This is a genomic window from Shewanella phaeophyticola (assembly GCF_025398315.1).
Lineage (GTDB): Bacteria > Pseudomonadota > Gammaproteobacteria > Enterobacterales > Shewanellaceae > Shewanella > Shewanella phaeophyticola.
On sequence record NZ_JAODOQ010000001.1, the window covers coordinates 1566690 to 1590487 of the forward strand.

17 protein-coding genes and 6 pseudogenes are annotated in these 23798 nt (G+C 41.1%); 12 read left to right on the forward strand and 11 right to left on the reverse strand.

Features of this window, described 5'->3' with window-relative positions:
• The first annotated feature begins 1 nt into the window (after position 1).
• A pseudogene (locus N4T56_RS07410) lies at positions 2-564 on the forward strand (LutC/YkgG family protein).
• A gap of 718 nt (positions 565-1282) precedes the next feature.
• Here the strand turns inward: N4T56_RS07410 and N4T56_RS07415 are convergent.
• Both N4T56_RS07415 and N4T56_RS07420 read right to left on the reverse strand, forming a co-directional pair.
• A complete protein-coding gene (locus N4T56_RS07415) occupies positions 1283-1672 on the reverse strand; it encodes an ArsR/SmtB family transcription factor (RefSeq protein ID WP_261732770.1) in 390 nt (129 codons plus the stop codon).
• A 7-nt stretch (positions 1673-1679) separates the two neighbouring features.
• A complete protein-coding gene (locus N4T56_RS07420) occupies positions 1680-1949 on the reverse strand; it encodes a hypothetical protein (RefSeq protein WP_261732771.1) in 270 nt (89 codons plus the stop codon).
• Between the two features lie 165 nt (positions 1950-2114).
• On the opposite strand from N4T56_RS07420, the gene N4T56_RS07425 reads away from it, so the two are divergent.
• Together N4T56_RS07425 and N4T56_RS07430 are read left to right on the forward strand one after the other, a co-directional pair.
• Positions 2115-3131, forward strand: coding sequence for a permease (locus tag N4T56_RS07425; RefSeq protein ID WP_261732772.1), 1017 nt, complete (start codon positions 2115-2117; stop codon positions 3129-3131).
• An 87-nt stretch (positions 3132-3218) separates the two neighbouring features.
• On the forward strand, positions 3219-3902 hold the full coding sequence (locus N4T56_RS07430) for a type 1 glutamine amidotransferase (protein ID WP_261732773.1): 684 nt from the start codon (positions 3219-3221) through the stop codon (positions 3900-3902).
• Between the two features lie 111 nt (positions 3903-4013).
• Here the strand turns inward: N4T56_RS07430 and N4T56_RS07435 are convergent.
• Positions 4014-4884, reverse strand: a pseudogene (locus tag N4T56_RS07435) (LysR family transcriptional regulator).
• A 263-nt stretch (positions 4885-5147) separates the two neighbouring features.
• Between N4T56_RS07435 and N4T56_RS07440 the strand changes: the two are divergent.
• The 6 genes and pseudogenes from N4T56_RS07440 to N4T56_RS07465 all read left to right on the forward strand — a co-directional run.
• Positions 5148-5792 carry a GntR family transcriptional regulator gene (locus tag N4T56_RS07440; protein ID WP_261732774.1) on the forward strand — a complete coding sequence of 215 codons (645 nt, stop codon included), beginning with the start codon at positions 5148-5150 and terminating at the stop codon, positions 5790-5792.
• Positions 5793-5846: 54 nt separating this feature from the next.
• Complete coding sequence (gene prpB / locus N4T56_RS07445; RefSeq protein ID WP_261732775.1) at positions 5847-6725, forward strand: methylisocitrate lyase; 879 nt, start codon at positions 5847-5849, stop codon at positions 6723-6725.
• Between the two features lie 93 nt (positions 6726-6818).
• Positions 6819-7943 carry a bifunctional 2-methylcitrate synthase/citrate synthase gene (gene prpC / locus N4T56_RS07450; protein WP_261732776.1) on the forward strand — a complete coding sequence of 375 codons (1125 nt, stop codon included), beginning with the start codon at positions 6819-6821 and terminating at the stop codon, positions 7941-7943.
• 80 nt (positions 7944-8023) lie between these two features.
• Positions 8024-10617 (forward strand): annotated as a pseudogene (gene acnD / locus N4T56_RS07455) (Fe/S-dependent 2-methylisocitrate dehydratase AcnD).
• A 345-nt stretch (positions 10618-10962) separates the two neighbouring features.
• Positions 10963-12132, forward strand: coding sequence for a 2-methylaconitate cis-trans isomerase PrpF (gene prpF / locus N4T56_RS07460; protein WP_261732777.1), 1170 nt, complete (start codon positions 10963-10965; stop codon positions 12130-12132).
• A 440-nt stretch (positions 12133-12572) separates the two neighbouring features.
• A pseudogene (locus N4T56_RS07465) lies at positions 12573-14505 on the forward strand (cation:proton antiporter); the annotation flags it as partial.
• Positions 14506-14844: 339 nt separating this feature from the next.
• Here the strand turns inward: N4T56_RS07465 and N4T56_RS07470 are convergent.
• Together N4T56_RS07470 and N4T56_RS07475 are read right to left on the reverse strand one after the other, a co-directional pair.
• Positions 14845-14976, reverse strand: a pseudogene (locus N4T56_RS07470) (thioredoxin-dependent thiol peroxidase); the annotation flags it as partial.
• A gap of 553 nt (positions 14977-15529) precedes the next feature.
• Positions 15530-16069, reverse strand: a complete 540-nt coding sequence (locus N4T56_RS07475; RefSeq protein ID WP_160054380.1) for a DUF4377 domain-containing protein — start codon at positions 16067-16069, stop codon at positions 15530-15532.
• 201 nt (positions 16070-16270) lie between these two features.
• Between N4T56_RS07475 and N4T56_RS07480 the strand changes: the two genes are divergently transcribed.
• Both N4T56_RS07480 and N4T56_RS07485 read left to right on the forward strand, forming a co-directional pair.
• On the forward strand, positions 16271-17194 hold the full coding sequence (locus tag N4T56_RS07480) for a M12 family metallopeptidase (protein WP_261732778.1): 924 nt from the start codon (positions 16271-16273) through the stop codon (positions 17192-17194).
• A pseudogene (locus N4T56_RS07485) lies at positions 17176-17721 on the forward strand (type I restriction enzyme endonuclease domain-containing protein); the annotation flags it as partial. The gene N4T56_RS07480 and the pseudogene N4T56_RS07485, both read left to right, overlap by 19 nt.
• A gap of 129 nt (positions 17722-17850) precedes the next feature.
• On the opposite strand, the gene N4T56_RS07490 reads toward N4T56_RS07485, so the two are convergent.
• Both N4T56_RS07490 and N4T56_RS07495 read right to left on the reverse strand, forming a co-directional pair.
• Entirely contained in the window at positions 17851-19227 is a 1377-nt protein-coding gene (locus tag N4T56_RS07490; protein WP_261732779.1) for a DEAD/DEAH box helicase, read from the reverse strand.
• Complete coding sequence (locus N4T56_RS07495) at positions 19221-19748, reverse strand: hypothetical protein (RefSeq protein WP_261732780.1); 528 nt, start codon at positions 19746-19748, stop codon at positions 19221-19223. The genes N4T56_RS07490 and N4T56_RS07495 overlap by 7 nt, the downstream gene beginning before the upstream one ends.
• Positions 19749-19850: 102 nt before the next feature.
• On the opposite strand from N4T56_RS07495, the gene N4T56_RS07500 reads away from it, so the two are divergent.
• The gene (locus N4T56_RS07500; RefSeq protein ID WP_261734773.1) at positions 19851-20156 is read left to right on the forward strand and encodes a helix-turn-helix domain-containing protein; all 306 of its coding nucleotides are present in this window, start codon (positions 19851-19853) and stop codon (positions 20154-20156) included.
• A 343-nt stretch (positions 20157-20499) separates the two neighbouring features.
• Here N4T56_RS07500 and bcp read toward each other — a convergent pair whose 3' ends face one another.
• From bcp to N4T56_RS07520, 4 genes are all read right to left on the reverse strand, one after another.
• Positions 20500-20970: a thioredoxin-dependent thiol peroxidase gene (bcp, locus tag N4T56_RS07505; protein ID WP_390904023.1), complete on the reverse strand. Its 471-nt coding sequence runs from the start codon at positions 20968-20970 to the stop codon at positions 20500-20502.
• 134 nt (positions 20971-21104) lie between these two features.
• The gene (locus N4T56_RS07510) at positions 21105-21590 is read right to left on the reverse strand and encodes a hypothetical protein (RefSeq protein WP_261732782.1); all 486 of its coding nucleotides are present in this window, start codon (positions 21588-21590) and stop codon (positions 21105-21107) included.
• Positions 21590-23599, reverse strand: coding sequence for a hypothetical protein (locus N4T56_RS07515; RefSeq protein ID WP_261732783.1), 2010 nt, complete (start codon positions 23597-23599; stop codon positions 21590-21592). Before N4T56_RS07515 ends, N4T56_RS07510 begins: the two co-directional genes overlap by 1 nt.
• The gene (locus tag N4T56_RS07520) at positions 23520-23792 is read right to left on the reverse strand and encodes a hypothetical protein (RefSeq protein ID WP_261732784.1); all 273 of its coding nucleotides are present in this window, start codon (positions 23790-23792) and stop codon (positions 23520-23522) included. The genes N4T56_RS07515 and N4T56_RS07520 overlap by 80 nt, the downstream gene beginning before the upstream one ends.
• Between the last annotated feature and the right edge of the window lie 6 nt (positions 23793-23798).

The following is a 23798-nucleotide window of genomic DNA, read 5'->3' on the forward strand; positions in this document are numbered from 1 at the left end:
TATGTCGAGCAAAAACAGTATTTTATCAGCGTTAAAACAGTCAGCATTAACCGCGCATCCGATGCCAGTAATCGATATAGAGGTGACACCACAGCCATTAGTTGACACCTTTGCTGCAAGCCTCGCTACTGTTGCGGGAGAGTTACATCAACAAGGCGGTTTGGCGGCATTACAAGCCAAAGTCGATGAATTAATGGCGCAAGGTTTACAAGTCTTGTCATTGGTTGAGGGGGTTAGCGGTAATCGTCAAGTACCTAATACGGCTCATGAATTGGCAGATATTGATTATGCCATTTTAGCGGGGGAATTAGGTGTTGCTGAAAACGGTGCTATTTGGGTGAGCCAAACGCAGCACCGGGTGACGCCTTTTATTTGTGAGAACTTGATTTTAGCCTTACCTGAAAAGGCGCTGGTGGCCAATATGCACCAAGCTGTGAATCAAGTGTCTTTAGCACAAGGAGAATTAGGTGTGTTTGTGGCAGACCATCTAAAACGGCAGATATTGAACAAGCACTGGTTGTGGGGGCGCACGGTGCATGCAGCCTTCAGGTGTATTTGTATTAGTGTTATCCGAAGGTAAATAGGTGCAAGGCTGGCTCATGTTAGGTTACTAACATGAGCCAGCTTAGATAAGTGCTTTGCATCTGTTTTCGAGCAAAAGCATGTTAGCTAGTTTCTCGTCGCCCCAACTCTCACGTCGTCCCGGTAAGGCTTTTGAGCCGGGATCCAGGTGTTTGTACTTTTTATGGTCTGCTGCCACACCAGATCAAGAGTGGTTGAGGCTATCTAACTAAACAAAACTAGGGAGTTAGGCAACGATACTCAATGAAATCACTTCTATGACACGCGGTAAACCCATCCCTGGGCGCTCTACGAAAACATCCATGTTTGTTATTTAAAGATCTGGAAATGACTATTGCCATTAGATGAAGTATTGTAATTGGTTATACCGTAACGCCAACTTAAACTGTAGAATGCTAGCTGAGTTAATGTGGTAGCATTTAGTTTTCTAGACTCTTAACTCTTACTCAAAATACTGCCTTCAAACCGCACAGGACACAGACCATTCCTCCTTGCATGACGGAGATCATGGGTGTAGAGATATTTGATGTAAATGAATATCTTTATGCGTGCCTAAATCCAGTTTTTATAGATTATTCGTTTAACTCTGGTTTGATTCAGCAGAGATAAAACCTTTGAGTCGTCGTATTCAATAACCTGCCAAAATATAACGTCTTGCCATTCTAGTTAAATGTTACTCTCGAAAGATAATAGCTACTCGTTAAGATATTAAATTTAACCATTCCTCGCTATTTGCCCCAATCATGCATTCGCCATCTACGCGCATTGAAAGCCTTTGTTTACATCGGGTCGTGATGTCAGAAAATCTTTCTTTCGGCAGGCAACGCACTGACTCAATTAATTTGTCTAAATGAGGCTCAAGTTGATAAGCAAGTGTGTAGTAAACCCACTTGCCTCGTTTTTCTTGGGTGAGTAAGCCTGTTTTATAGAGCATTTTTAAACTACGTGAAGCGTTGTATTGAGTCTCCCCCGTTACATCCATTGCTTCAGCAACTGTAATACGTTGATCTACATGAACTAACAACCAAAATAGACGTAGTCGATTGGGCTCAGCAAGCGCTTTTAGCGCGTCAATATAATTATCGTCCATCACTGCTTTATGTTTTTCTATTACCATGTACCATTATAGCGATTCCTATGAAGAAAACGATACTTGAATGAGTACCGTGAAACATGACTTCGGCTTCATCTGCGCCAGAAAATAGGGCAAACCAAAAGAAAGGGCAGAAAATCCCCAGCAGTGCGGTATTACGCCCTCCCTTAGTTAACTCTGATATGTCCTTACCACTTAAAAATGCCGAAATCATCTTAAACAGATGAGTATATGCACACAGCTTAGTTAAGCTCTTAAAAATTGCTTTGTTCATCTACTTCTCCTGACATTAATAACTCTCGTTAGCTCTCATTAACCCGAGACGACCACCATCGACACAACATTATTTTCTCACAAATTAACATGCATACTTGCACAGATGTGCATCTGTGTATATATTGCTTTCACATTTAAGATCTACATTTTTTAAGGTGATATTGTGAATACAGATAAATTAATGATTGCACTCAACGAGTTTATCCATGTTGGGGGGGCGTTGGTGATTGTTATTGCCATAGTTTCAATCTTGACAGGCTTTATGCGTGAGTATATTCCACAGGACAAATTACAGAAAAAGCTCACTAAGCATGAAAAGTGGGAATCGTTATTCGGTGCATTATTTGGAATGTTGACGCCTTTTTGTAGCGCATCGGTCGTACCTGTAACGATGGGAATGGCGACAATGGGAGTGTCCTTAGGTACAGTATTGAGCTTCCTAATTTCAGCGCCTTTATGTAACTTCATTGTGTTGGCTTTAGTGTATGCCACTTTTGGATTTAAAATAACCGCAACCTACCTAGCGCTAACTTTCCTTGCAGCCGTCTTTGGTGGCTGGTTCATTACCAAAACACCGTGGCGTAATGAGATCAAACGAGATGGCGAGTTAGATAAAGGAGCAGCACCATCAAGTTGTTCGCCAGCTCCATCCTGCTCAGCAGCACCTAGCGTTTCAGCTTGTGCCCCTGCACCTAAGATGACGCAGATTAATGCAAACCCAGGAAGTGGCTGTGGCTCAGTAGAACCCTCGACGATCGTTGGAACAGAGCCCAGCAAAACACAAAATGCACTACGTTTTGCATTGGCACTCTTTAAAAAAATTATCCCTTACGTACTACTTGGAGCATTGATTAGTGGAGTATCTGCCGCTTACCTACCAACTGAACTAGTTGAAAAATATGTCGGTGGTGACAACATTCTATCAATCATATTTGCAGCGTTCATTGGTGTCCCTCTGTATTTGCGCATCGAAATGGCAATACCCTTACTAAAAGTTTTAATAGTTAAAGGAATGGGGCTTGGCTCTGCAATGGCGCTTATCATTGGCGGGACTGGCGCGAGCTTACCTGAAATTGCTTTGGTCTCTTCGGTGCTAAAACCAAAAGCTGTTATCGCATTTGTTTCTATCATTTTAACCACGGCAATCCTTGGTGGTGTGCTATTTCAATACGTGTTCTAGCCTGCTAAGTGCAAGTACATCAATTATGGTGTACTTGCTCCCTAATTCTTTTCAAAATCAGAGTTTAATATGAAAATCGGAATATTATTGTGTGGCGACACTCCTGAGCCTCTTCAGGCCGAGTTTGGTGAATATTCGGCGTGCTTAGAGCAGCAATTTAGTTTGAAGTCATCAAGTTCAGTTAGTGTTTGGAATGTATACCAGATACATGAATTTCCACAAGATGTAGATGTATGTGATGTATATATCATCGGTGGCAGCCCTGCTGGCGTTAATGATATGGACGAATGGCTTGAACCATTAAACCAATTTATTTATAAAGCGTTCCATGCTCGTAAAAAGTTATTTGGAATTTGCTTTGGCCACCAAATCATCAATCACGCACTAGGTGGTGAAATACAGAAATCAGATAAAGGATGGGGACTTGGCATATACGATGTTATGTTGTTTACGGATTTGGGAGAGCTTAAGCAGGGAGAAGGCTTATCTTTAATTGCCATTCATCAAGATCAAGTCATTAAACCAGCCCCTGATTTTGAAGTGGTAGCGGGTAATGTGTTTTGCCCTAACTATATAACAAAATATCGAGACCAAGTATTAACGGTCCAGGGGCACCCTGAATTTACTTTTCCATTTATGGCAGCCTTATTAAAAGAACGACAAGGAAAATTCAGCTTAGAAGAGATAGATAGAGTATTGGCACAGAGCGTGTTACTCCATGATGGCGAACGTTTTAATGCTGTGGCAAAGCATTTTTTATTTGGGCATTGAAGGTTCACGTATGCCAATCGCTTTATCTCACGGTGAAGGGCGAGTTGAGTTTGAGTTTGTATGGTAGGTATTGCTAACTCATTATTGGACACATCTCTTTTATGCTAGGCGTTAAAATAGATCAAAAATGCTGATACAACGTTGCTGAATAAACTCGATAAACAGCTTCACTTTTAGCGGTTGTTGTCGGCGCTGATGATATAAAATACTGATCCTGCGATGCTCTCCAGCCCAGTCTGGTAATACTCTAACCAGTTCGCCTTGCTCAAGCTGCGGCTTAACAAACAATGCGGGCCCATACAAAATCCCACCATCTGCCACAGTGGCTTTAACCGCAGCATGAATATCGCCTAAGGTCAGTTTTGCTGGTAGCGTCATAGTAAAATTCTTGACCGTTTTTATGTTTAAGGCTCCAATTAAACAGTGGCCATACTTTAATCAAAGGGAACTGAATTAATTGCTGTGGATGACGTAACTCGGTCAACTTTTCGGCAAATGTGGCAGAGGCGTATAACCCATAATCCAGCACACCTAGTGATGTCGATACCCACGACGAGTCGGGTTGAGCACCACCGACAATGGCAATATCAACACCTTCATCAATCAAATCAATCGTGCTGTTATTTTGCGTCACATGCAGCTGTATATGTGGATGTAACTTAGAAAAATCATTTATCGCATCAATCAGGATCATCGACGTAATCGAGATGGGCGTACAGATCCGTAAAGTCGACTGTTGCTCATTAATATGGGTTGCAGATAACTGGTCAAATTGCGCAACGAGTTGATGGTAACGGTCAAACAGCGCGCCGCCTTCTTCTGTTAAGCGTAATTTGCGTGTGCTGCGCATGATCAGCTGAGTATTCAGATTACGTTCTAATTTGCTGATCTTTCGGCTCACCGTCGCGACGGGTAATTGTAATGCAGTTGCGGCAGGCGAAAAACCACCGGCATTAACCACATGAATGAATAAATGAATCAGCTCTAATTGTGGGACCTGATGGCTGGGTCATGCGCATTCCTTGTCGTGTAGCTAGGTTGATCTGTGAGGCACGATATTGGTCGTCATTTTAGCATGCATTGCTTATTAGAGATGCAAGCCAAACACCGGTTAAGCGTTTATCTGATCATTAAATGCACTTTGTCGACAATAAGTAGCCTTTTATGGTTGTTTTATGTTCTAAACTTGCTATATTGTCGACAACTTGGTGTTAATTATTCTATTTACATGTTCAAGGTATCACTATGAGCCAACCGATAACCGCTGCAGATAAGACCTTTATAGCACTACGCGACGACATCGTCGAAGGTCGTATTGAAGCCGGTTCAAAGTTAAGCGAGACTGAATTGTCGACAAAGTTTGCGGTCAGTCGCGCCGTGATCCGTGAGGCCATTAATCGCTTGGAGTCTTGTCACATTGTTGAGCGTAAAGCCAATGTGGGTGCTCGGGTGGTGGCGTTGTCGCCGCAAGGGTTAATTGAGTTGTATCAAGTGCGCGAATCGCTTGAAGGCATGGCCGCACGCTTAGCGGCAACCAATATGACCGACGAAGAAATTGCCGACTTAAGCGCATTATTACAATCTCATTTTGATGAGGTCAAAGGCGGTGAGTCATATTATCAAGAAGCCGGTGATGTGGACTTTCATTATCGGATTATTTTAGGTAGTAAAAACAAGCACCTAATTTCTATGTTATTTGATGGCATTTATCATTTAGTGCGCATGTATCGCGTACAACTTGGCATGGCGGAGCCGCGTGTGACCACCGCTTATGATGAACACAAACACATTGTTCAAGCCATTTTAAATCGTGACGCTGAATTGGCTGAAATGCTAATGCGCCGCCACATTTTATATTCTAAAAACAGTATCGAACATAAATTATTGTAATCGCTGACATGTGGCGTGAAACGTCACTCACGACATTGTATAAAGGGGAATAGCATGAGCGCAGGGAAAAAATTTCGTCAAGCCTTAGTTAATAACAAACCATTGCAAATTGTGGGCACTATTAATGCCTATTCAGCAATGATGGCTAAACAAATTGGTCATCAAGCCATTTACTTGTCAGGCGGCGGTGTGGCCAATGCATCATACGGTTTACCAGACCTAGGTATGACATCACTTAATGATGTGCTGGTGGATGTACAACGTATTACCTCAGCCTGTGACTTACCTTTATTGGTCGATATTGATACCGGTTGGGGCGGGGCGTTTAACATTGCTAAAACCGTGCGTGATATGGAAAAAGCCGGTGCAGCCGCGGTGCACATGGAAGATCAAGTGGCGCAAAAGCGTTGTGGTCACCGCCCTAATAAAGAGATTGTGCCCGTTGAGGAAATGGTCGATCGCATTAAAGCGGCGGTTGATGCGCGTACCGATCCAGACTTTTTCATTATGGCGCGTACCGACTCGTTTGCTCAAGAAGGCTTAGACGCTGCGATTGAACGTGCTAAAGCCTATGTAGCAGCAGGTGCAGACGGTATTTTTGCTGAAGCGATTAAAACCGAAGCACATTACCGCGCATTCTCACAAGCGTTAGATGTGCCTATTTTGGCTAACATTACTGAGTTTGGCCAAACCGAATTATGGAATAAACAGCAGTTAGGTGAGTGGGGCGCGGCAATGGTGTTGTACCCATTAAGCGCATTTAGAGCCATGAATAAAGCGGCTGAAATGGTCTACAGCGCCATATTAACCGACGGCGATCAAAAGGCCGTCGTTGACAGCATGCAGACACGCATGGAGCTTTATGATTACCTGGGTTATCACGACTACGAGCAAAAATTAGACAGTTTATTTGCGGAAGGCAAAAACAAATAAGCGTATAAAATAAAGATAAACAACAAGACTCAAACCCTACATATGTGTGTCCTTGATGGGGGCACACAGCAAGCATAAGAAGGAAGATATATCATGGTAGACAAGAAATTATCAGGTGCAGGATTACGTGGTCAAAGTGCTGGCGAAACAAAATTATGTACCGTAGGTAAATCAGGTTCTGGCCTGACTTATTGCGGATACGATGTGTCAGACTTGGCAGATAACGCCACCTTTGAAGAAGTTGCTTACTTATTATTTAATGGCGAATTACCGACATCTGCACAATTAAGTGCTTACAAAGCCGAGTTAACGGCGCAGCGTGATTTACCCGATGCGTTAAAAGCGGTACTTAAGCTGATCCCTGCTGACGCTCACCCAATGGATGTGATGCGCACCGGTTGCTCATTTTTAGGGAACCTTGAACCTGAAGTGGATTTTACTCAACAACACCAGGCAGCTAACCGTTTATTGGCCGCATTTCCTGCCATTATGTGTTACTGGTATCGCTACAGCCATGACGGTGTAGAAATTGATTGCACTACAGATGAAGAATCGCTTGGTGGTCATTTTCTTAAATTGCTACGCGGCGAAACGCCGTCTGATCAACATCGTAAAGTGATGGATGTGTCGTTAATTCTTTATGCAGAGCATGAATTTAACGCCTCTACCTTTACCGCGCGTGTATGTGCATCAACCTTATCTGATATGTATTCGTGTGTCACGGGCGCTATTGGTACTTTACGTGGCTCATTACACGGCGGCGCTAACGAGGCCGCCATGGACATGATCCAAAAGTTCAGCTCACCGGCTGATGCCAAAGCGCAAATGGCAGGCATGTTAGAACGTAAAGAAAAAATCATGGGCTTTGGTCATGCAATTTATAGCGTGTCTGATCCACGTAATGTGATCATTAAAGCCTGGTCTGAAAAACTAGCCCATGAACATGGCGATACTTCGTTATACGACATCTCTGTCGCGTGTGAAGAGTTTATGTGGGACACCAAAAAGCTGTTCTGTAACGCAGACTTTTTCCATGCCTCGGCTTATCACTTTATGGGCATTCCAACCAAACTGTTCACCCCAATCTTTGTTTGTTCACGCTTAACCGGTTGGGCTGCGCACGTAATGGAGCAGCGCTCAAATAACCGCATTATTCGCCCAAGTGCTGATTATGTGGGTAGTGAGCCTCGTAAAGTTGTGCCAATTAGCCAACGTTAATCCACTGGCCGAGCTTTAAGGCTCGGCTTTTTCGATTTTGATAGTCGATCACCCAATTTGTATTAACTGTGGATGTTGTTATGAATACTCAATACCGTAAATCTCTACCTGGCACTCAGCTCGATTATTTTGATACTCAAGAAGCGGTTAACGCCATTGAGCCCGGTGCTTATGCCAAACTACCTTATTGTTCACGTGTGTTTGCCGAGAACTTAGTACGCCGTTGTTCACCTGATATGCTGGTTGACTCGCTAAAGCAGTTAATTGAACGCAAACGCGATTTAGATTTTCCGTGGTTTCCAGCGCGTGTAGTGTGTCACGACATTTTAGGCCAAACCGCATTGGTTGACTTAGCCGGTCTGCGTGACGCTATTGCTGAAAAAGGCGGCGACCCGTCAAAAGTAAATCCAGTCGTGCCGACACAATTGATTGTCGATCACTCGCTTGCAGTTGAGCATGCTGGTTTTGAAAAAGACGCCTTTGAAAAAAATCGCGCCATTGAAGACCGCCGTAATGATGACCGTTTCCATTTTATTAACTGGACCAAAACGGCGTTTAAAAACGTTGATGTTATCCAACCGGGTAACGGCATTATGCATCAAATCAACTTAGAGAAAATGTCGCCAGTGGTTCATGCCCTCAATGGCGTGGCATTTCCTGACACTTTAGTCGGCACCGACAGCCATACTCCGCATGTTGATGCGTTAGGTGTTATCGCCATTGGTGTGGGCGGGTTAGAAGCTGAAAGTGTTATGTTAGGCCGCGCATCGTATATGCGTTTGCCAGACATTGTAGGCGTTGAAATTACCGGCAAACCACAACCAGGTATTACCGCGACCGACATCGTACTTGCGTTAACAGAGTACCTGCGCGCTCAAAAAGTGGTGTCGTCGTATTTAGAGTTTTTTGGCGAAGGTACGACCCATTTAACCTTGGGTGACCGTGCAACCATTACCAACATGACCCCAGAATACGGCGCAACTGCCGCGATGTTTTATATTGATAAACAAACTATTGATTATTTAACACTCACTGGCCGTGATGATGAGCAGGTTAAGCTAGTTGAAACTTACGCTAAGCAAGCGGGTTTATGGGCTGATACCTTAACTGAAGTGGAATATGAGCGCGTGTTGCATTTCGATCTCTCTACCGTTGGGCGTAACATTGCTGGGCCATCAAATCCGCATAACCGCGTGCCTACTTCGGAACTTGCCGCTCGTGGGATCAGTGGCGTGGTTGAAAACGAGCCAGGTAAAATGCCAGACGGCGCGGTAATTATTGCCGCAATTACCAGTTGTACCAATACCAGTAATCCGCGCAATATGATTGCTGCCGGCTTGTTAGCCCGTAATGCTAATGCCCGCGGTTTATTGCGTAAGCCTTGGGTGAAGTCATCACTGGCCCTGGCTCAAAAGCGGTGCAATTGTATTTAGAAGAAGCAGGCTTGTTACCCGAGCTTGAAAACTTAGGTTTTGGCATTGTTGGTTTTGCCTGTACCACCTGTAATGGCATGAGCGGCGCGTTGGATCCTGTGATTCAACAAGAAGTGATTGACCGTGATTTATACGCCACTGCTGTATTGTCGGGTAACCGTAACTTTGATGGTCGTATTCATCCATATGCTAAACAAGCATTCTTGGCTTCACCGCCATTAGTCATTGCCTATGCCATTGCTGGTACCATTCGTTTTGATATTGAAAAAGATATCCTAGGTATCGATAAAGATGGCAATCCTGTCACCTTAAAAGACATTTGGCCGACCGATGAAGAAATCGATGCCGTCATTAAAACCAGCGTTAAGCCAGAGCAGTTCCGCAAGGTATATGAGCCTATGTTTGACATAAAAGTTGAATATGGCAGCCATGTTAATCCGCAGTACGACTGGCGGCCACAAAGTACCTATATTCGTCGTCCACCTTATTGGGAAGGCGCATTAGCCGGTGAGCGCACCATGAAGGGTATGCGTCCGTTAGCGGTATTGGGTGACAACATTACTACAGACCATTTATCACCATCGAACGCGATTATGCTCGACAGCGCCGCAGGTGCTTATTTAGCTAAAATGGGCTTACCAGAAGAAGATTTTAACTCGTATGCCACCCACCGTGGTGACCACTTAACCGCGCAGCGTGCGACATTTGCTAACCCTAAACTGTTTAACGAAATGGTGCAGGAAAACGGCAATGTTCGCCAAGGTTCGTTAGCCCGTATTGAGCCAGAAGGCCAAGTTACCCGCATGTGGGAAGCCATTGAAACCTACATGGAACGTAAGCAGCCATTGATTATTATTGCCGGTGCTGATTATGGCCAAGGTTCGTCACGAGACTGGGCAGCAAAAGGAGTACGTCTTGCCGGTGTCGAAGTGATTGTGGCAGAAGGTTTTGAGCGGATCCACCGTACCAACTTAGTCGGAATGGGCGTATTACCACTTGAGTTTATTAAAGGTGAAAACCGTCATACCTATGAGATTAACGGCACAGAAACCTTTGATGTCGTTGGCACTCCAAAACCAGGAGCCATGTTGTCTGTTGTGATGACGCGTCTTGATAAGGAGCAAGTGACGATTCCAGTTAAGTGCCGCTTAGATACTGCTGAAGAGTGCTCAATTTATGAGGCGGGCGGTGTTCTGCAACGCTTTGCGCAAGACTTTTTAGCCAACGAAGCGGCTAGCTAGTTCTTAATCGCTATATCGGCAGTGTGTTACTAGGGTCTGTTGATCTTTGCTGGTTGAATTTTGTTCGAGTTAAAAACGTTTTAATCGAGGCGAATGGATTGATGCCTAGCAATCTAAGCAAAATCCATTTAACAAAGAGTAAAACGTTTTTAGCCGAACCCTTCGGGCAGCGTTTGTTGACCATTTTTACTGCGTTATCGACTTTTTATGTAGAATAACTACACCTCAAAGTCTCTGCCGCGCAGTTGTAAATGTGAGTAATGGCCAACAATTCGCTGCAAAAATAACCTTGAAAGATCAACAGACCCTAGGCTACCGATTTTTCATTTTTTGTAGGATGTTGTTATGGCTCATTTACCACAAATTAGAATACCCGCCACTTATATGCGCGGTGGCACCAGTAAAGGGGTATTTTTCAGTTTAACGGATTTACCTCAAGCCGCTCAGGTTGCTTATCCTGAGCGTGATGCCTTGTTATTGCGGGTTATCGGTAGCCCAGATCCCTATGGTAAACACACTGATGGCATGGGCGGGGCAACCTCGAGCACCAGTAAAACCGTGATTTTATCAAAGAGCACTCAAGCCGATCACGATGTTGATTATCTGTTTGGCCAAGTTGCCATTGATAAACCCTTTGTTGATTGGAGCGGCAACTGCGGTAATTTAACAGCAGCAGTGGGATCGTTCGCCATCAGCAACGGCTTAATTGACCCAAACCGTGTGCCGCACAATGGCACCGCAATAGTGCGGATTTGGCAAGCCAATATTCAAAAAACCATTATTGCTCATGTGCCCATGACTGACGGTGAAGTGCAAGAAACCGGCGACTTTGAACTGGATGGCGTGACCTTTCCTGCCGCAGAAGTACAAGTGGAGTTTTTAGACCCTGCCGACGGCGAAGGTGCGATGTTCCCAACCGGTAATGTGGTTGATGTACTTGATGTGCCTGGTATTGGCAGCTTTAATGCCACCATGATTAATGCAGGCATTCCGACCATCTTTATTAATGCAGCAGACATCAATTATGTGGGCACAGAGCTGCAAGATAACATTAATAATGATGACGAAGCCTTAACCATGTTTGAAACCATTCGTGCCTATGGTGCGGTTAAAATGGGCTTAATAAAACACATTGATGAAGCCGGAGCGCGCCAACATACGCCGAAAGTGGCTTTTGTCGCCCCTGCCAGTGAGTATGTATCTTCAAGTGGTAAAGCGGTGACCACTGCAGACATCGACTTAGTAGTACGTGCATTGTCGATGGGTAAATTGCATCATGCCATGATGGGTACGGCAGCAGTGGCTATTGGTACCGCCGCAGCCATTCCTGGCACCTTAGTTAATTTAGCTGCTGGCGGTGGTGAACGCAGTGCAGTGCGGTTTGGCCATCCGTCTGGCACATTACGTGTGGGCGCTGAAGCGCAACTTATCGACGGTCAATGGCAAGTGAAAAAAGCCATTATGAGCCGCAGTGCTAGGGTGTTAATGGAAGGTAAGGTGCGCGTGCCGCAGTAACTTGTATTGATTATTTAGCATGAAAAAAATAAAACCTTGGTATTCCAAGGTTTTTTTTGCTGATTTAATCGTCTGTAAGATAAAGGTGAGATGATAATTCGACATAAATATTTAACAATTAAATTATAGGCTTAATAACAAATTTTGCGAATTGTAGGAAATGTGATAATCGTCAAAAAACACTTGATCATGTAGTAAAATTAGTATGTTATATGCTGAATTTCTCACGGCGCATCGTGTATTTTTTATTGCTGAGGCAGTTATTTTATAAAGAGCAAAAAATTCTGATGGCACAAGGTGTTATCGTTTACATCACATTTACCTTGGTTGGCTTAGGTTATAAAACATCAAGCCAGATAGAGAAAATAGTTCACGTATTATCGTGAAGCACATTGCAAGTGTGGCTAATTATTGCAGTGTTATTAAAAAAGGAATCAAATATGGTTGAACACATCACAGGCATGCTGGCATTAATCGGTGTGCTGTCGCTTTTGTGTCAATGGGTGGGCTGGAAGTTACGATTACCCGCTATTTTACCGCTATTACTGTGTGGTTTACTGTTAGGCCAGAGCTCTAGGCATTTTAGATCCCGATGAGATTTTCGGTGATTTGCTATTTCCGATTATTTCCTTAGGGGTTGCAGTCATCCTGTTTGAAGGTGCACTCACACTTAACTTTAAAGAGATCAAAGATCACGGCCGCATGGTCACCAACCTGGTGAGTATCGGTGCATTAATCACCTGGTTAGTGATTGTGCCTGCTGCGCATTTTTTAATGGGTTTTGATTGGAGTATTGCCGCATTATTTGGCGCTCTAGTGGTGGTAACCGACCCCACTGTAATTGTACCTATGCTACGTACCGTTCAACCAAAATCTAACCTTGCCAGCATTTTACGTTGGGAAGGCATTGTGATTGACCCCATTGGCGCCTTAATGGCGGTATTGGTGTTTGAATATATAGCGGTATCGAATGATCCGACGACACATGTATTACATGCTCTTGGCTTAACCTTAGTCATTGGGTTTGGTTTAGGTGCTGTTGCAGGGTATTTAACGGGTTTGGCTATCCGTAAAAACTTATTCCCACACTACTTACTCAATACCGCAGTATTAACCATTATGCTTGGGGTGTTTGTTGGCTCTAACTTAGTTCAGCATGAGTCAGGTTTATTGACAGTAACCGTTATGGGGATCTTATTGGCTAACATGCGCGGCGTAGATATTGCTGATATTTTAGAATTTAAAGAAACCCTAACTGTGCTACTTATTTCGGCATTGTTTATTCTATTAGCGGCGCGCTTAGATTCTGGCGCCATGCTCGAGCTTGGTTTTGGTGGTTTTGCTGTGTTATTAGTGGTGATGTTTGTAGCAAGACCATTAAGTATTTGGATATCGGGGCTTGGGACTAATTTATCATCAAAAGAAAAATGGTTCTTAAGCTGGGTTGCACCACGCGGTATTGTCGCCGCAGCGATTTCATCATTATTTGCGATTAAGCTAGAAGAAGTTGGCTTAGAAGGCGCCAGCTCGATTGTACCATTAGTGTTTTTAGTGATTATTGGTACGGTTGTAATTCAAAGTTTAACCGCTGGGCGATGGGCAAAATATTTGGGCGTAAAAGAAGGTTCAAACCAAGGGTTATTAATTTTTGGCGCGTCTAATTTTTCACGTGAACTGGCTAAAGTCCTTATGTCTAAAAACATTAAGGTGGTGTTAGCTGATAATAACTGGGACAGTATTCGCCAGGCGCGTATGGAAAACATTCCAGTTTATTTTGGTAACCCAGCCTCTGAACATGCTGAAACCTACATGGACTTAAGTGGTGTTGGCCGTGTGTTAGTGATGTCGCCTTACCGTCAGTTAAACCCATTAGTGACCTTCTATTTCCAAGACTTACTTGGGGTTGAAAAGGTTTATGGTTTGAACAACGCCGACAGCGGCAGTGCTCGCCACCAGTTGTCAGAGTCGTATTTAAAACGCTTGTGTTTGTTTGGTGAAAATATTTCATATGCCAAAATTGCCAGCTTAATGGCCAAAGGCGCGGTGTTAAAAGTCACCAACATTACTGAAAACTTTACCTATGAACACTTTAAAAAGCGTTATGGCGAAACCGCGATGCCGCTGGTGTACCTAACTAAAGAAGGTAAAGTGAAAGTCTTGTCTGGCGTGGGGCCATTTGACTATCCTGTAGGGATTGAGTTGATAAGCTTGTTACCACAAGAAGCCCAAGACCAAGCGGTTATTCAGCGCGCATTAGATGATGAAGCCGACCGTAAAGCAAAAGCATTAGCCGAAGCCGAAGCGAAAGCCGCTGCAGAAGCCCGCGCTATTCGCGAAGCGGAAGAGGCTGAGCAACGTGCAATTGAAAAAGCACGCCGTAAAGAAGAAGAGTTAGCGAAGTTTGAAGAGCAAGAAAAAGCGCGACTGCTTGCTGAAGAACAAGCTGCACTAGTCAAAAAAGAAGCGGCTGAATTAGCCAAAGAACTGGCAGCTGAAGATAAAGCGAAAAAAGCGGCCGTACAAGCTCAAGCAACATCTGAAAGTGCTGATGAGTCAACCCAGGTTGATTCATCTACCGATGAAAATAAGCCAGCACAATCAACAGCCCCTAAAACGGTTTAATCGTCGGCGGGTAACAAAAAAGGCTTAGCAGTGATTGCTAAGCCTTTTTATTGGGTGTTGTACCAATATGAGTATGTAATGGAATTGGTATTATTCGGCTAACGTTGTAAGCACGACTTCGTGATGGTTTTTGGTTTTAAACTTATTCAACACATGGCTGATTTTACCATCAATGCCCACAATAAAGCTTAGACGGTGAATCCCATCATATATTTTACCCATGATACTGCACCCTTGATAATTATTTAAGACAGTACTATGACGAATTCTTATAAACTATATCTTTAACAATGAGTTAAGTTAATTTATTTACGTTTAATACTTACATTATATCAGTTGTCATAGTTTTATGTAAACAGGGTCACATTTAGCGGTTTTTGAGTAAAAAAATTGTCATAAAAAGTTGATCAAAGCTATGTAAGGGTAATAAAGCTAGAGCACTTTTGAAGAGATGCCATATAGGTCTGTGCCCACGTAAGTGAAAAGCTTACAGGTTTCCGAATGGTTTTTGGACATTTCTGAGTTACGAATGCCATCAGTGTATGCCTTGTTCGCATAAATAAAAATATGGGAAAATTCTATATCAGTGGCCAGTTTTAGTGAACCACTATAGATTTCAGTTTTGAAAAATATGGAAAATTCTAAACATGTGAAGTAATGGTGATTCAATACGGCCAATATTTATCGGCCGCTACAAATATTGATTGTTACTAGAGCGAATTTATCACTTATAATTGCACTATAATGGCTTTCTTATTTGCAAATTGATAGATTTCTAATTCCATGAAATTAAATTGATAACACCATTCCCCATATATTTAAAAGTGATTGTCACTATTCCACCTGAGTTATTCATATTTAATAAAGACTCACACAACGCTGTATCTTCACACTCAAATGATTGACTTAAAAAAAAGTACTCACCATCATTCATATGAATTGTTGAGTCAAGAAGTTCAACATTATCAATGACGTACTCCACACCCAATTCATCTTCAACCGATGAGTTGATACTAACCAATGAATACTGTTTACTTGAAGCGTCCGCAGAAGGTGAGCCATCCTCATTGACTTCGACTGTAAGCTCATAAGTATACCCCCACATATAAGTAAAGCCTTCAATTTCGTCATAAAAGAGCTTGCCATCAGCCAAAACGCAAAGCATTTGATTTACACCTGTGCACGGTTGCATATAAGAAGCTATGGAGGTTGACTGTTCATATGATGAAGCGTCTTTTTCGTCTGAATTGTTACAAGCTGACGCGAACATAAGGCAAACAAAAAACAAAAATGAAAATGAAAATTTAGATTGCATAACACTAATCCTTTAGTTTTATTGGATATAAATAAACATAATTATAAATTTTTATATTAGCAACAAAATAAAAACAGTAAATAGACGCAGATCACATCTTGGTAACAAAATTTTGACATATGTTACTATCTTTATTTCTAATTAAATTTCTGAATAAAAACCAATTTCGGACTTTTATTGATTGTAAATAGGATCGAAGGAATGAAATTATTTAACTATTTAATCTTATCTTCATGCATTACACTGTCACTAAACTCACACTCGAAAACGTATGATATATTGGTAGAAGGCGCCGATGAAAATAATGTGTTGGTTCACAAAACTCTAACAGTTGAGAGATCAAAAGGTGAATATATTTTTGAAGGAGATATCATTGTCACTGAGCATATTGAAACTCTAAACACTCCAACTCCTTATTCCGTTATCATTAGCGGTAGTCAATATAGATGGGATTTGGGTGTAATTCCTTATACCATTTCAACAAATTATAGCACCAGTCAAATAAATTCAATTCTTCAGGCGATGAGTGATATAGAAGATGTTTCAGGTGTTATTTTTGTCGAACGCTCGAATCAAGCGGACTATATCTCTATATACAAGGGCTCAGGTTGCAGCTCTCAAGTAGGGAAGCGAGGTGGCTCTCAAAATGTTAGTTTAGCAGATGGTTGCTTTAGCGGCGGAACACCTACACATGAACTCCTACATGCTGCAGGCTTTTGGCATGAACAATCACGGGAAGATCGTGATTCATATATTACAATTAATTGGGAGAATATTATATCCGGGAAAGAGCACAATTTTGAACAACATATTTCTGATGGGGAAGATGTTGTACTCTACGACTATAATTCTATAATGCACTATCACTCGACCGCTTTTAGCTCTAATGGTCAAGCAACTATTTCGAGAAATGACGGTATGTCTTCTCTAGGTGGTTCTGTTATGACTTCGACAGACATTTCTACTCTTCGAGAAATGTACGGTTATCTTCAAGAAGTTGATTTAAACGTAAATTACCATTATTGCTACGGCGAAAACTCTCTCAATTGGGCATCATATAATGATGATGCTGATTATTATGAGATTCAGATAAATTCAGGGTATGCGTTTCACCAGAGTTCTTAGAAGACGTTAAGAACATAAAAGAGAAAAATCTTGCTGTCGAGTTACTGGAAAAGTTACTTCGTGACGAGGTTAAATCTCGGATGAAAAACGATGTCGTTCAGGAGAAAAAATACTCTGAACGCATTATGTCTACACTGCAAAAATACCATAACCGTAGCATTGAAACTGCCCAAGTCATTGAAGAACTGATTCAATGGGCTAAAGAGATGCAAGAAGACGCTGAAATGCTTGATAGGCTCAATCTTTCTGTTGATGAAATTGCCTTTTACCGTGCATTAATCGAAAACGAAGAGTCAGTTCGTCAACTTGGTGATGATAACTTACGTAGCTTGGCGATTGAGTTAACTCAACAATTACGAAAGTCAGCAACAGTTGATTGGCAAAAGCGCGATAGTGTGCGAGCCAGAATGCGTAATCTTGTACGAAGGTTATTACGGCGCTGGAAGTACCCGCCAGATGCGGCTGAAGAGGCGATTAAGCTTGTACTTGAACAAGCTGAAGTGTTGGCCGATGGTTGGTATAGGTAGTATTTTTAATAGGTGATATGGTGTATGTGCGGACTCACTATGCCCCATAGCCAATTAAATATGTTGTTTCTTTGGCCTGTTAGAGTTCCTTTTGCACAATAATTCAAATAAACCATTCTTTGTCTTATGTTATTGAGCATAAATCAGATAGCTCGAAAGGATCTGTGATTTAAACGAAGACAAAACTAAATCATCAATTTTGTTTTTGCCCCTAAGTTGATGATTGTTAATATCACCAGATTCATAATCAAACTGTGTGCTGGTCTTATTCTCGTTAGAAAATGAAGATTTTTTGGGTAAAGATTTTTGTGTTGAATTATCCATGCTGTCGAGTAAATGGGCAGATTTTTGATAAGTGTATGTTCCTGGTACTGCTTCGTCTAATCGTTTGGCATACTCAACTAACTTCGGCTCTGCTAGCATGAACATATAAGCAAAATGACTTTGTGTTTGTGTGACGCGAAGTATCCTGCCTAGTATCTGTCGAAAGTAGAGCTCAGTAGTAACATCTGTAAGATTGCAGCAAACTTGCAGTCTGGGTATATCAGTTCCTTCACTTATCATCGCGATGCTAATAATCCATTCGGATTGATTATTTTTGAAATACTCAATTAACTCTGGTGAGTCATCTAGCCTGCAAGACACTAGGGTTGATTCTTTGTTGAAGTGGCCAGATAGAATAGATTGAATTTGCAAAGCATGAAGGTATGACGACGCAACAATTAAACCTCCTGCATTGAGTGAACTGCATCTAAGGCTATCTAGCTGCTCAATACTTTGAGACAATAAATGTTTGATTACCTCAGGATGTTTAATAATGGCTTGATAGCTAACTTCTCCTTCTTCTAGAAGGTGTTGTAGATTGTCATATGTCTGAAGTTGATGGTTTTTCTTTACGACAACATGTTCAAGATCAATCGCTGTTATTTGTGGCATGCGACATACATTGTCTTTAATGGCTTCGACAATATCATATGAGAAATCACACAAAATATTACCGTCTGGGTCAGTATATTTTGCAAAAGGTATTGGGAGAGTATCGGTGCGCCAGGGCGTTCCGGTTAAGGACAATGTATAAGTCGCTAAGTTTTGGATTGTTGCCAGTAGCTGCATTCCCCAAACATTTGAGGCTGAATCACCATCTCCAGCGCAATGATGTATCTCATCAAAAATAACTAACACTCTGCTATTACTTAAATCACTAATTAACTCGGTTGTATTGATTAAAGAGTGGTAAGTTCTCGACATCCCTAAGGCTCCTAAGCGGCCGTTAAATTTCCGATGTAATACATGTTCAAAAGTGTGCTCAATACTTTGGCAGACTATACGAGATGGTGAAAAGCAAACGACATAATCCACTTTATTATTGTCGATGAGTGATTTAGCAATATGAGCCGCAGCTATCGTTTTCCCTGCACCAGGACAAGCCAGCATAAGATACCCGGTCTGTTGGCTATAGGTGTCTGTCGCGTGTTGGATACAGCGATTTTGCCAGTCCCTTAACATGTTATGTTGTCCTCTATTTCAGTAGCCTTAATTATTTTGTTGATAGCACTAAGGCGACCATATAGATCTGAGGCATGATCTCTTGTCTTATTAAGCAACGACAAAATGGTTTTGTTTTTTTGAGGAAATTGTTCTAAGTAATCTTGATAAGCTTGTATTTCGCCTAAAATTATCTTCAATTCGGTACTTGTCTTAATTTCTTCTGTCATTAATTCGTTTGAGGATGTGCCTTCCACAACATGAGTTTTAGTTGTTTTTTCATACTCACTTTTTTGTAAAATTACGAGAAGTTCAGGGGTAATTAGATAAACGCGTGCATTGTTTTCGCCTGTCGCAACGATTAAATCTTTTGTTGTTAGGGCATGAATATTTCTCGCAACTAAGCGCTGTGCTTGGATCTTCGATAATTTAAATAGATTTTCAGCTAATTCAATAAGTTGTTTTCGGCCTATTGAGGTTCCCTCAACCCGCATCAATAGCTTTCTGAATTTTTGATTCAAAGAAATAGTTTCGTTAGTCATGTTCCGATCTTAAAAAATTAAAAAACTTAGGATTGCTAAGTATACAGGAATAAGTAAAACTTAGACAATCTAAGCATGAGAGATTTTGAAGATGAATATAAATTGCATAACAATCCAATACCTGAGCGGCTTAAACAGGCTCGAAAGAAAGTGGGTATCTCGCAGAAAGAACTGGGCGTAAGAATCGGCATGGATGAAAGTTCAGCTAGTGGCAGAATGAACCATTATGAAAAGGGTAGGCATGTACCCGACATTCAAACGCTCAAAAAAATGGCTAATGAATTGAAAGTGCCACTAAACTACTTTTTTTGTGAGGATGACCAAAGTGCAGAGCTAGCTGTACTTGTTGCTCTGTTAAGTGATGATGAGAAAAAATCGCTAATAGCATTACTTAACAATACAAAATGAATTTAGGGTCAAATATGCAAAAAGATCTTGTTAGTTGTAAGCGATATCCAGATAGAGCTTTTTTTCTTTTGTAAGCCTGTTCAAAGGTATTCGATACCCTGTCGATATGGTATTTATGCCCGACGATACTGTAATCGTGGTTGTAGCAGGAGCTCATTACCGATGCAAATCAGACTTAATAACAGTGCAAACAGATACAACCTCAGTTGAGTTCAAAAAACTTGAAGACTTGAAATATTCAATTAAAGCAGATCAGCTAAGCTTTTATATTCCTGCCCTTGTTCATAAACAACTCACCTTGTATTCCGAATTTAATCAACAAGAAGTTATAAATTAGTCTGATTTATTTATTGCTTGCTATTAAGTAATCTAAAACTACTTCATGGTGATCTTTAGTTTTGAATTTGTTAAATATGTGCTCAATATTACCAAATTCATCAATAAGGAAGCTTGTGCGAACTACGCCCATGCTCTCTTTTCCCATGAATTTCTTCAATTGCCATACGTGGTATTTTTCACATACTGCGTGGTCTTCATCAGCGAGTAGGGTGAAGTTCAATTCTTGTTTATTAATGAAGTTTGTAAGTTTTTTGGGTGTATCTGGACTAATACCAAGAATGACCACATTAAGTGCAGCCAGTTTCGCTTTAGAATCACGTAACCCCTGTGCTTGGATTGTACATCCAGGGGTGCTGGCTCGAGGGTAAAAATAAATAAGTGTTTTTTTTCCTTTAAGTTCAGATAGAGTTACTGAGTTACTTTCCTGATCTAAAAGTGTGAAATCAGGTGCGACCTGTCCAACTTCAATTGTCATTTCCATATCCTTTAAATGTTGATTACAGCGTAAGTTTAAGCATGTCTATTTTGGAACATTATAAATACGCTAGAGTTTACAATAATAGGGTTGCAAGTTAGTCCAGTCTAGTGATTGCTCTAAACAGGACGATTTTATCTGAATTTTCCTTCGATAAGGTTATCTGGCCTTGCTTTTACGACTTTATCCATTGCCTTCTCTCGCTGACTTTCATGCAGCATTCCCATTAAGTCTTGAACTATTTTGATATGGATAGCTGCTTGTCTTGCTAGTGCTTTCTCATGGCTTCTGGAAAGGTCTAAGTATTCCTTTTTCTTATTATTCGCTTGAGTCTTTTCGCTTTTAAGTTTTTTAACTTCAGCTTGTAAAACCTCAACTGGTGATTTACCAGATCCATCCAGTGTTACACGAACTTCAAGTGACTTATTTTTCACCATTATTTGAACATCTTCATGCCTTCTTAGTGAACCCACAGAAAGCCCAGCTTCTTTTTCAACAGCACTATTGTTGATTTTCAGTTTACCTTCTCGTGCTTTTTTTCTTAACTCACGATTCTCTGGCTCACCCTCTATTAATCGCTCTAGGGCTTTTACTAGTTTGTTTTTTGTTGATTGTGTCATTATGAAGTCACTCCGAAAGGAAGAAGCAGGGCTTCTACTTCTTTTGGTATCACTACGGGCTCATAGCTTATACCTAAATCATTCATAATACGCTCTGCTGCTGTGATTTTTATGTACGCCTCTGACGCTGTTTGAGGAGTTAATTCATCATGCTCAATATCCCAAAGCATATTGATTTCAGCCTCTTTACGTTTTGCTTCGGCGAAGACCGCATCGACAATATAGTCGTTCTTACAGTCAACACATTCTAAAAGATTTACTTGTGTGCGCAAACTACAACCTGTTGATGTGCAGTAAACGCCAGGCGCTACAGCATGGATATGACGCTTCTGATCTCGAATCTGCTTTTTCCAGTAACTTATCGAAAGCATGTCGTTATCAATTTTATCTTTAAAAAGATTGCGCTCAGCTTTCATCATATTTTTGGCGAACTCTTTCCCTTTACCACCAGCAACACGCTCTTTATTGGCAAGTTTTTTATAAATGTTTAGGTAGGTTTGTGCTTTTTGGTCAATCCTTTCTTCATCAAGGGCGTAGGCTAAGTTTTGTTTTTGCTTTCTAAATTTCTGGAATTTACTTGCGTTCTTAGCGTAATGCCTCGTCATCGCCATAGACACATGGCTAAACTGTTGTTTGAGCTGTGGAAACGCACAAAGCTCATAACCGATAAGATAGTAAGCAAAAGAGCGTCGAAGTTGATGCCCTGTAAATGTGTAATGATCACCAACATTAAACGAAACCTTAGGGTCTGAAATTTTTAAATCAATTAAATCGTCATTAGTAAGTGCAAGTTTCTCACCCATGACATCTTCAAACCAAGACACACAATGTATACCTATTTGGTCTTTAGAAATAGGGCTTACCTCGTCTTTTGATTTATAGAAAAATGCAGATGCGTCTGTGGCGTATTCTCTTAATGGTTTATTTAAATCCTGAAGTATTTCGAAAGCTTTCGCACCGATCAATGTTGTGACAAACTCATCTTGTTTTGACTGAGAACCTCTTGCTGTCTTTGATAGATCTGCATGAATAACATAGATAGATTGTTTTAAAATTGTCTCTTTTGTTAACCCATTTACAGTATGAAGATGAAAAATCTCATCAGAACGCATTCCAGATCGAGACATTAACGCCCATATACAGCAACCGCTAAACTTTTTAAAGAGTGATCGGGCTTCCATAATATCTGTAATTATCCAGTTTCCTATTTTCAATATTCTATCAGGATAGAATTTGTCTAATTGCTCAGAGCGAATCTCGGGTGAGTGCTTATACAGTAACTCAAGAATGCTTGCTTCTGTTGAATTGCTGAGATTAAGAAATGCTGTTTGAAAGGCTCTTTTTCTTTTATTAACAGCAGGAGTTGAAGATTTTAAATATATAACAGGCTTACCATTTCTGAACAGCAATTCATTGGTGACAAAATATTTGGCGTATCCTTGATAGATCCTGTCATAATAGGTTGTTATATAATCTGTCAACTTTCTCAATTCGTCACGGATCGAGTACAGTTCATTTATTTGCGCTTCTGATGCTTGAAGCCCCAAATAATACAATCGCTGAGGGATGACCATGTATTGTTCTTTTTCTTTAATTTGTAAGGCAAGGTCTGATGACGAGACTTTTTTCGTAAGACCAACCTCAAAAGGTAATCCTTTTTTCTCTATATGTAGCTTATTGAGTGCGTTGTAGATATTTGATCTTTCAAAATCAATATTGGTGGAATCACTCTGTATCCATATTTCTAATCGGTCGATGTTAACGAACTCAAAACTATTCTGGTTGTCTCGTAGAAGTGGCTCAATGAGTTTTTTTAAATCCTTGATAGTATTGTAAATAGAAAGGAATGAATAGTCTTTAGGTGATAGCCATATCATTTTTAAAGCAAGCGCTTTTAATTGATTACGGAGATTGCGCTCAATCACTTTTTTATTTAAAGTGAAATCTAGAGTCTTTGTGAGATCTTTTTTGTGGCTCAAAGAAAGAATGAAGTTTTTTCCATGCATCATTGTCACCAATCTTACCTAACGATTCGCCCGTAACACTAAAGCCGATATCAAGTGCTTCAAATTTATCCCAATCACCGCATTCAATCGCTGGCTTTAAAACATCATTAAGATAGTTTTTGTATGCACCGACTATATTCTGAGCTTTTATGATTGTTTCAAGTTTGTCAATTTCATATTCGGGTATTTTTATCATGAAAAA

Coding starts and splice junctions, on each gene's coding strand:
- N4T56_RS07415 (WP_261732770.1), bottom strand. CDS start 1,672: ATGGACGATAATTATATTGACGCGCTAAAAGCGCTTGCTGAGCCCAAT.
- N4T56_RS07420 (WP_261732771.1), bottom strand. CDS start 1,949: ATGAACAAAGCAATTTTTAAGAGCTTAACTAAGCTGTGTGCATATACT.
- N4T56_RS07440 (WP_261732774.1), top strand. CDS start 5,148: ATGAGCCAACCGATAACCGCTGCAGATAAGACCTTTATAGCACTACGC.
- prpB (WP_261732775.1), top strand. CDS start 5,847: ATGAGCGCAGGGAAAAAATTTCGTCAAGCCTTAGTTAATAACAAACCA.
- prpC (WP_261732776.1), top strand. CDS start 6,819: ATGGTAGACAAGAAATTATCAGGTGCAGGATTACGTGGTCAAAGTGCT.
- prpF (WP_261732777.1), top strand. CDS start 10,963: ATGGCTCATTTACCACAAATTAGAATACCCGCCACTTATATGCGCGGT.
- N4T56_RS07475 (WP_160054380.1), bottom strand. CDS start 16,069: ATGCAATCTAAATTTTCATTTTCATTTTTGTTTTTTGTTTGCCTTATG.
- N4T56_RS07480 (WP_261732778.1), top strand. CDS start 16,271: ATGAAATTATTTAACTATTTAATCTTATCTTCATGCATTACACTGTCA.
- N4T56_RS07490 (WP_261732779.1), bottom strand. CDS start 19,227: ATGTTAAGGGACTGGCAAAATCGCTGTATCCAACACGCGACAGACACC.
- N4T56_RS07495 (WP_261732780.1), bottom strand. CDS start 19,748: ATGACTAACGAAACTATTTCTTTGAATCAAAAATTCAGAAAGCTATTG.
- bcp (WP_390904023.1), bottom strand. CDS start 20,970: ATGACAATTGAAGTTGGACAGGTCGCACCTGATTTCACACTTTTAGAT.
- N4T56_RS07510 (WP_261732782.1), bottom strand. CDS start 21,590: ATGACACAATCAACAAAAAACAAACTAGTAAAAGCCCTAGAGCGATTA.
- N4T56_RS07515 (WP_261732783.1), bottom strand. CDS start 23,599: ATGATGCATGGAAAAAACTTCATTCTTTCTTTGAGCCACAAAAAAGAT.
- N4T56_RS07520 (WP_261732784.1), bottom strand. CDS start 23,792: ATGATAAAAATACCCGAATATGAAATTGACAAACTTGAAACAATCATA.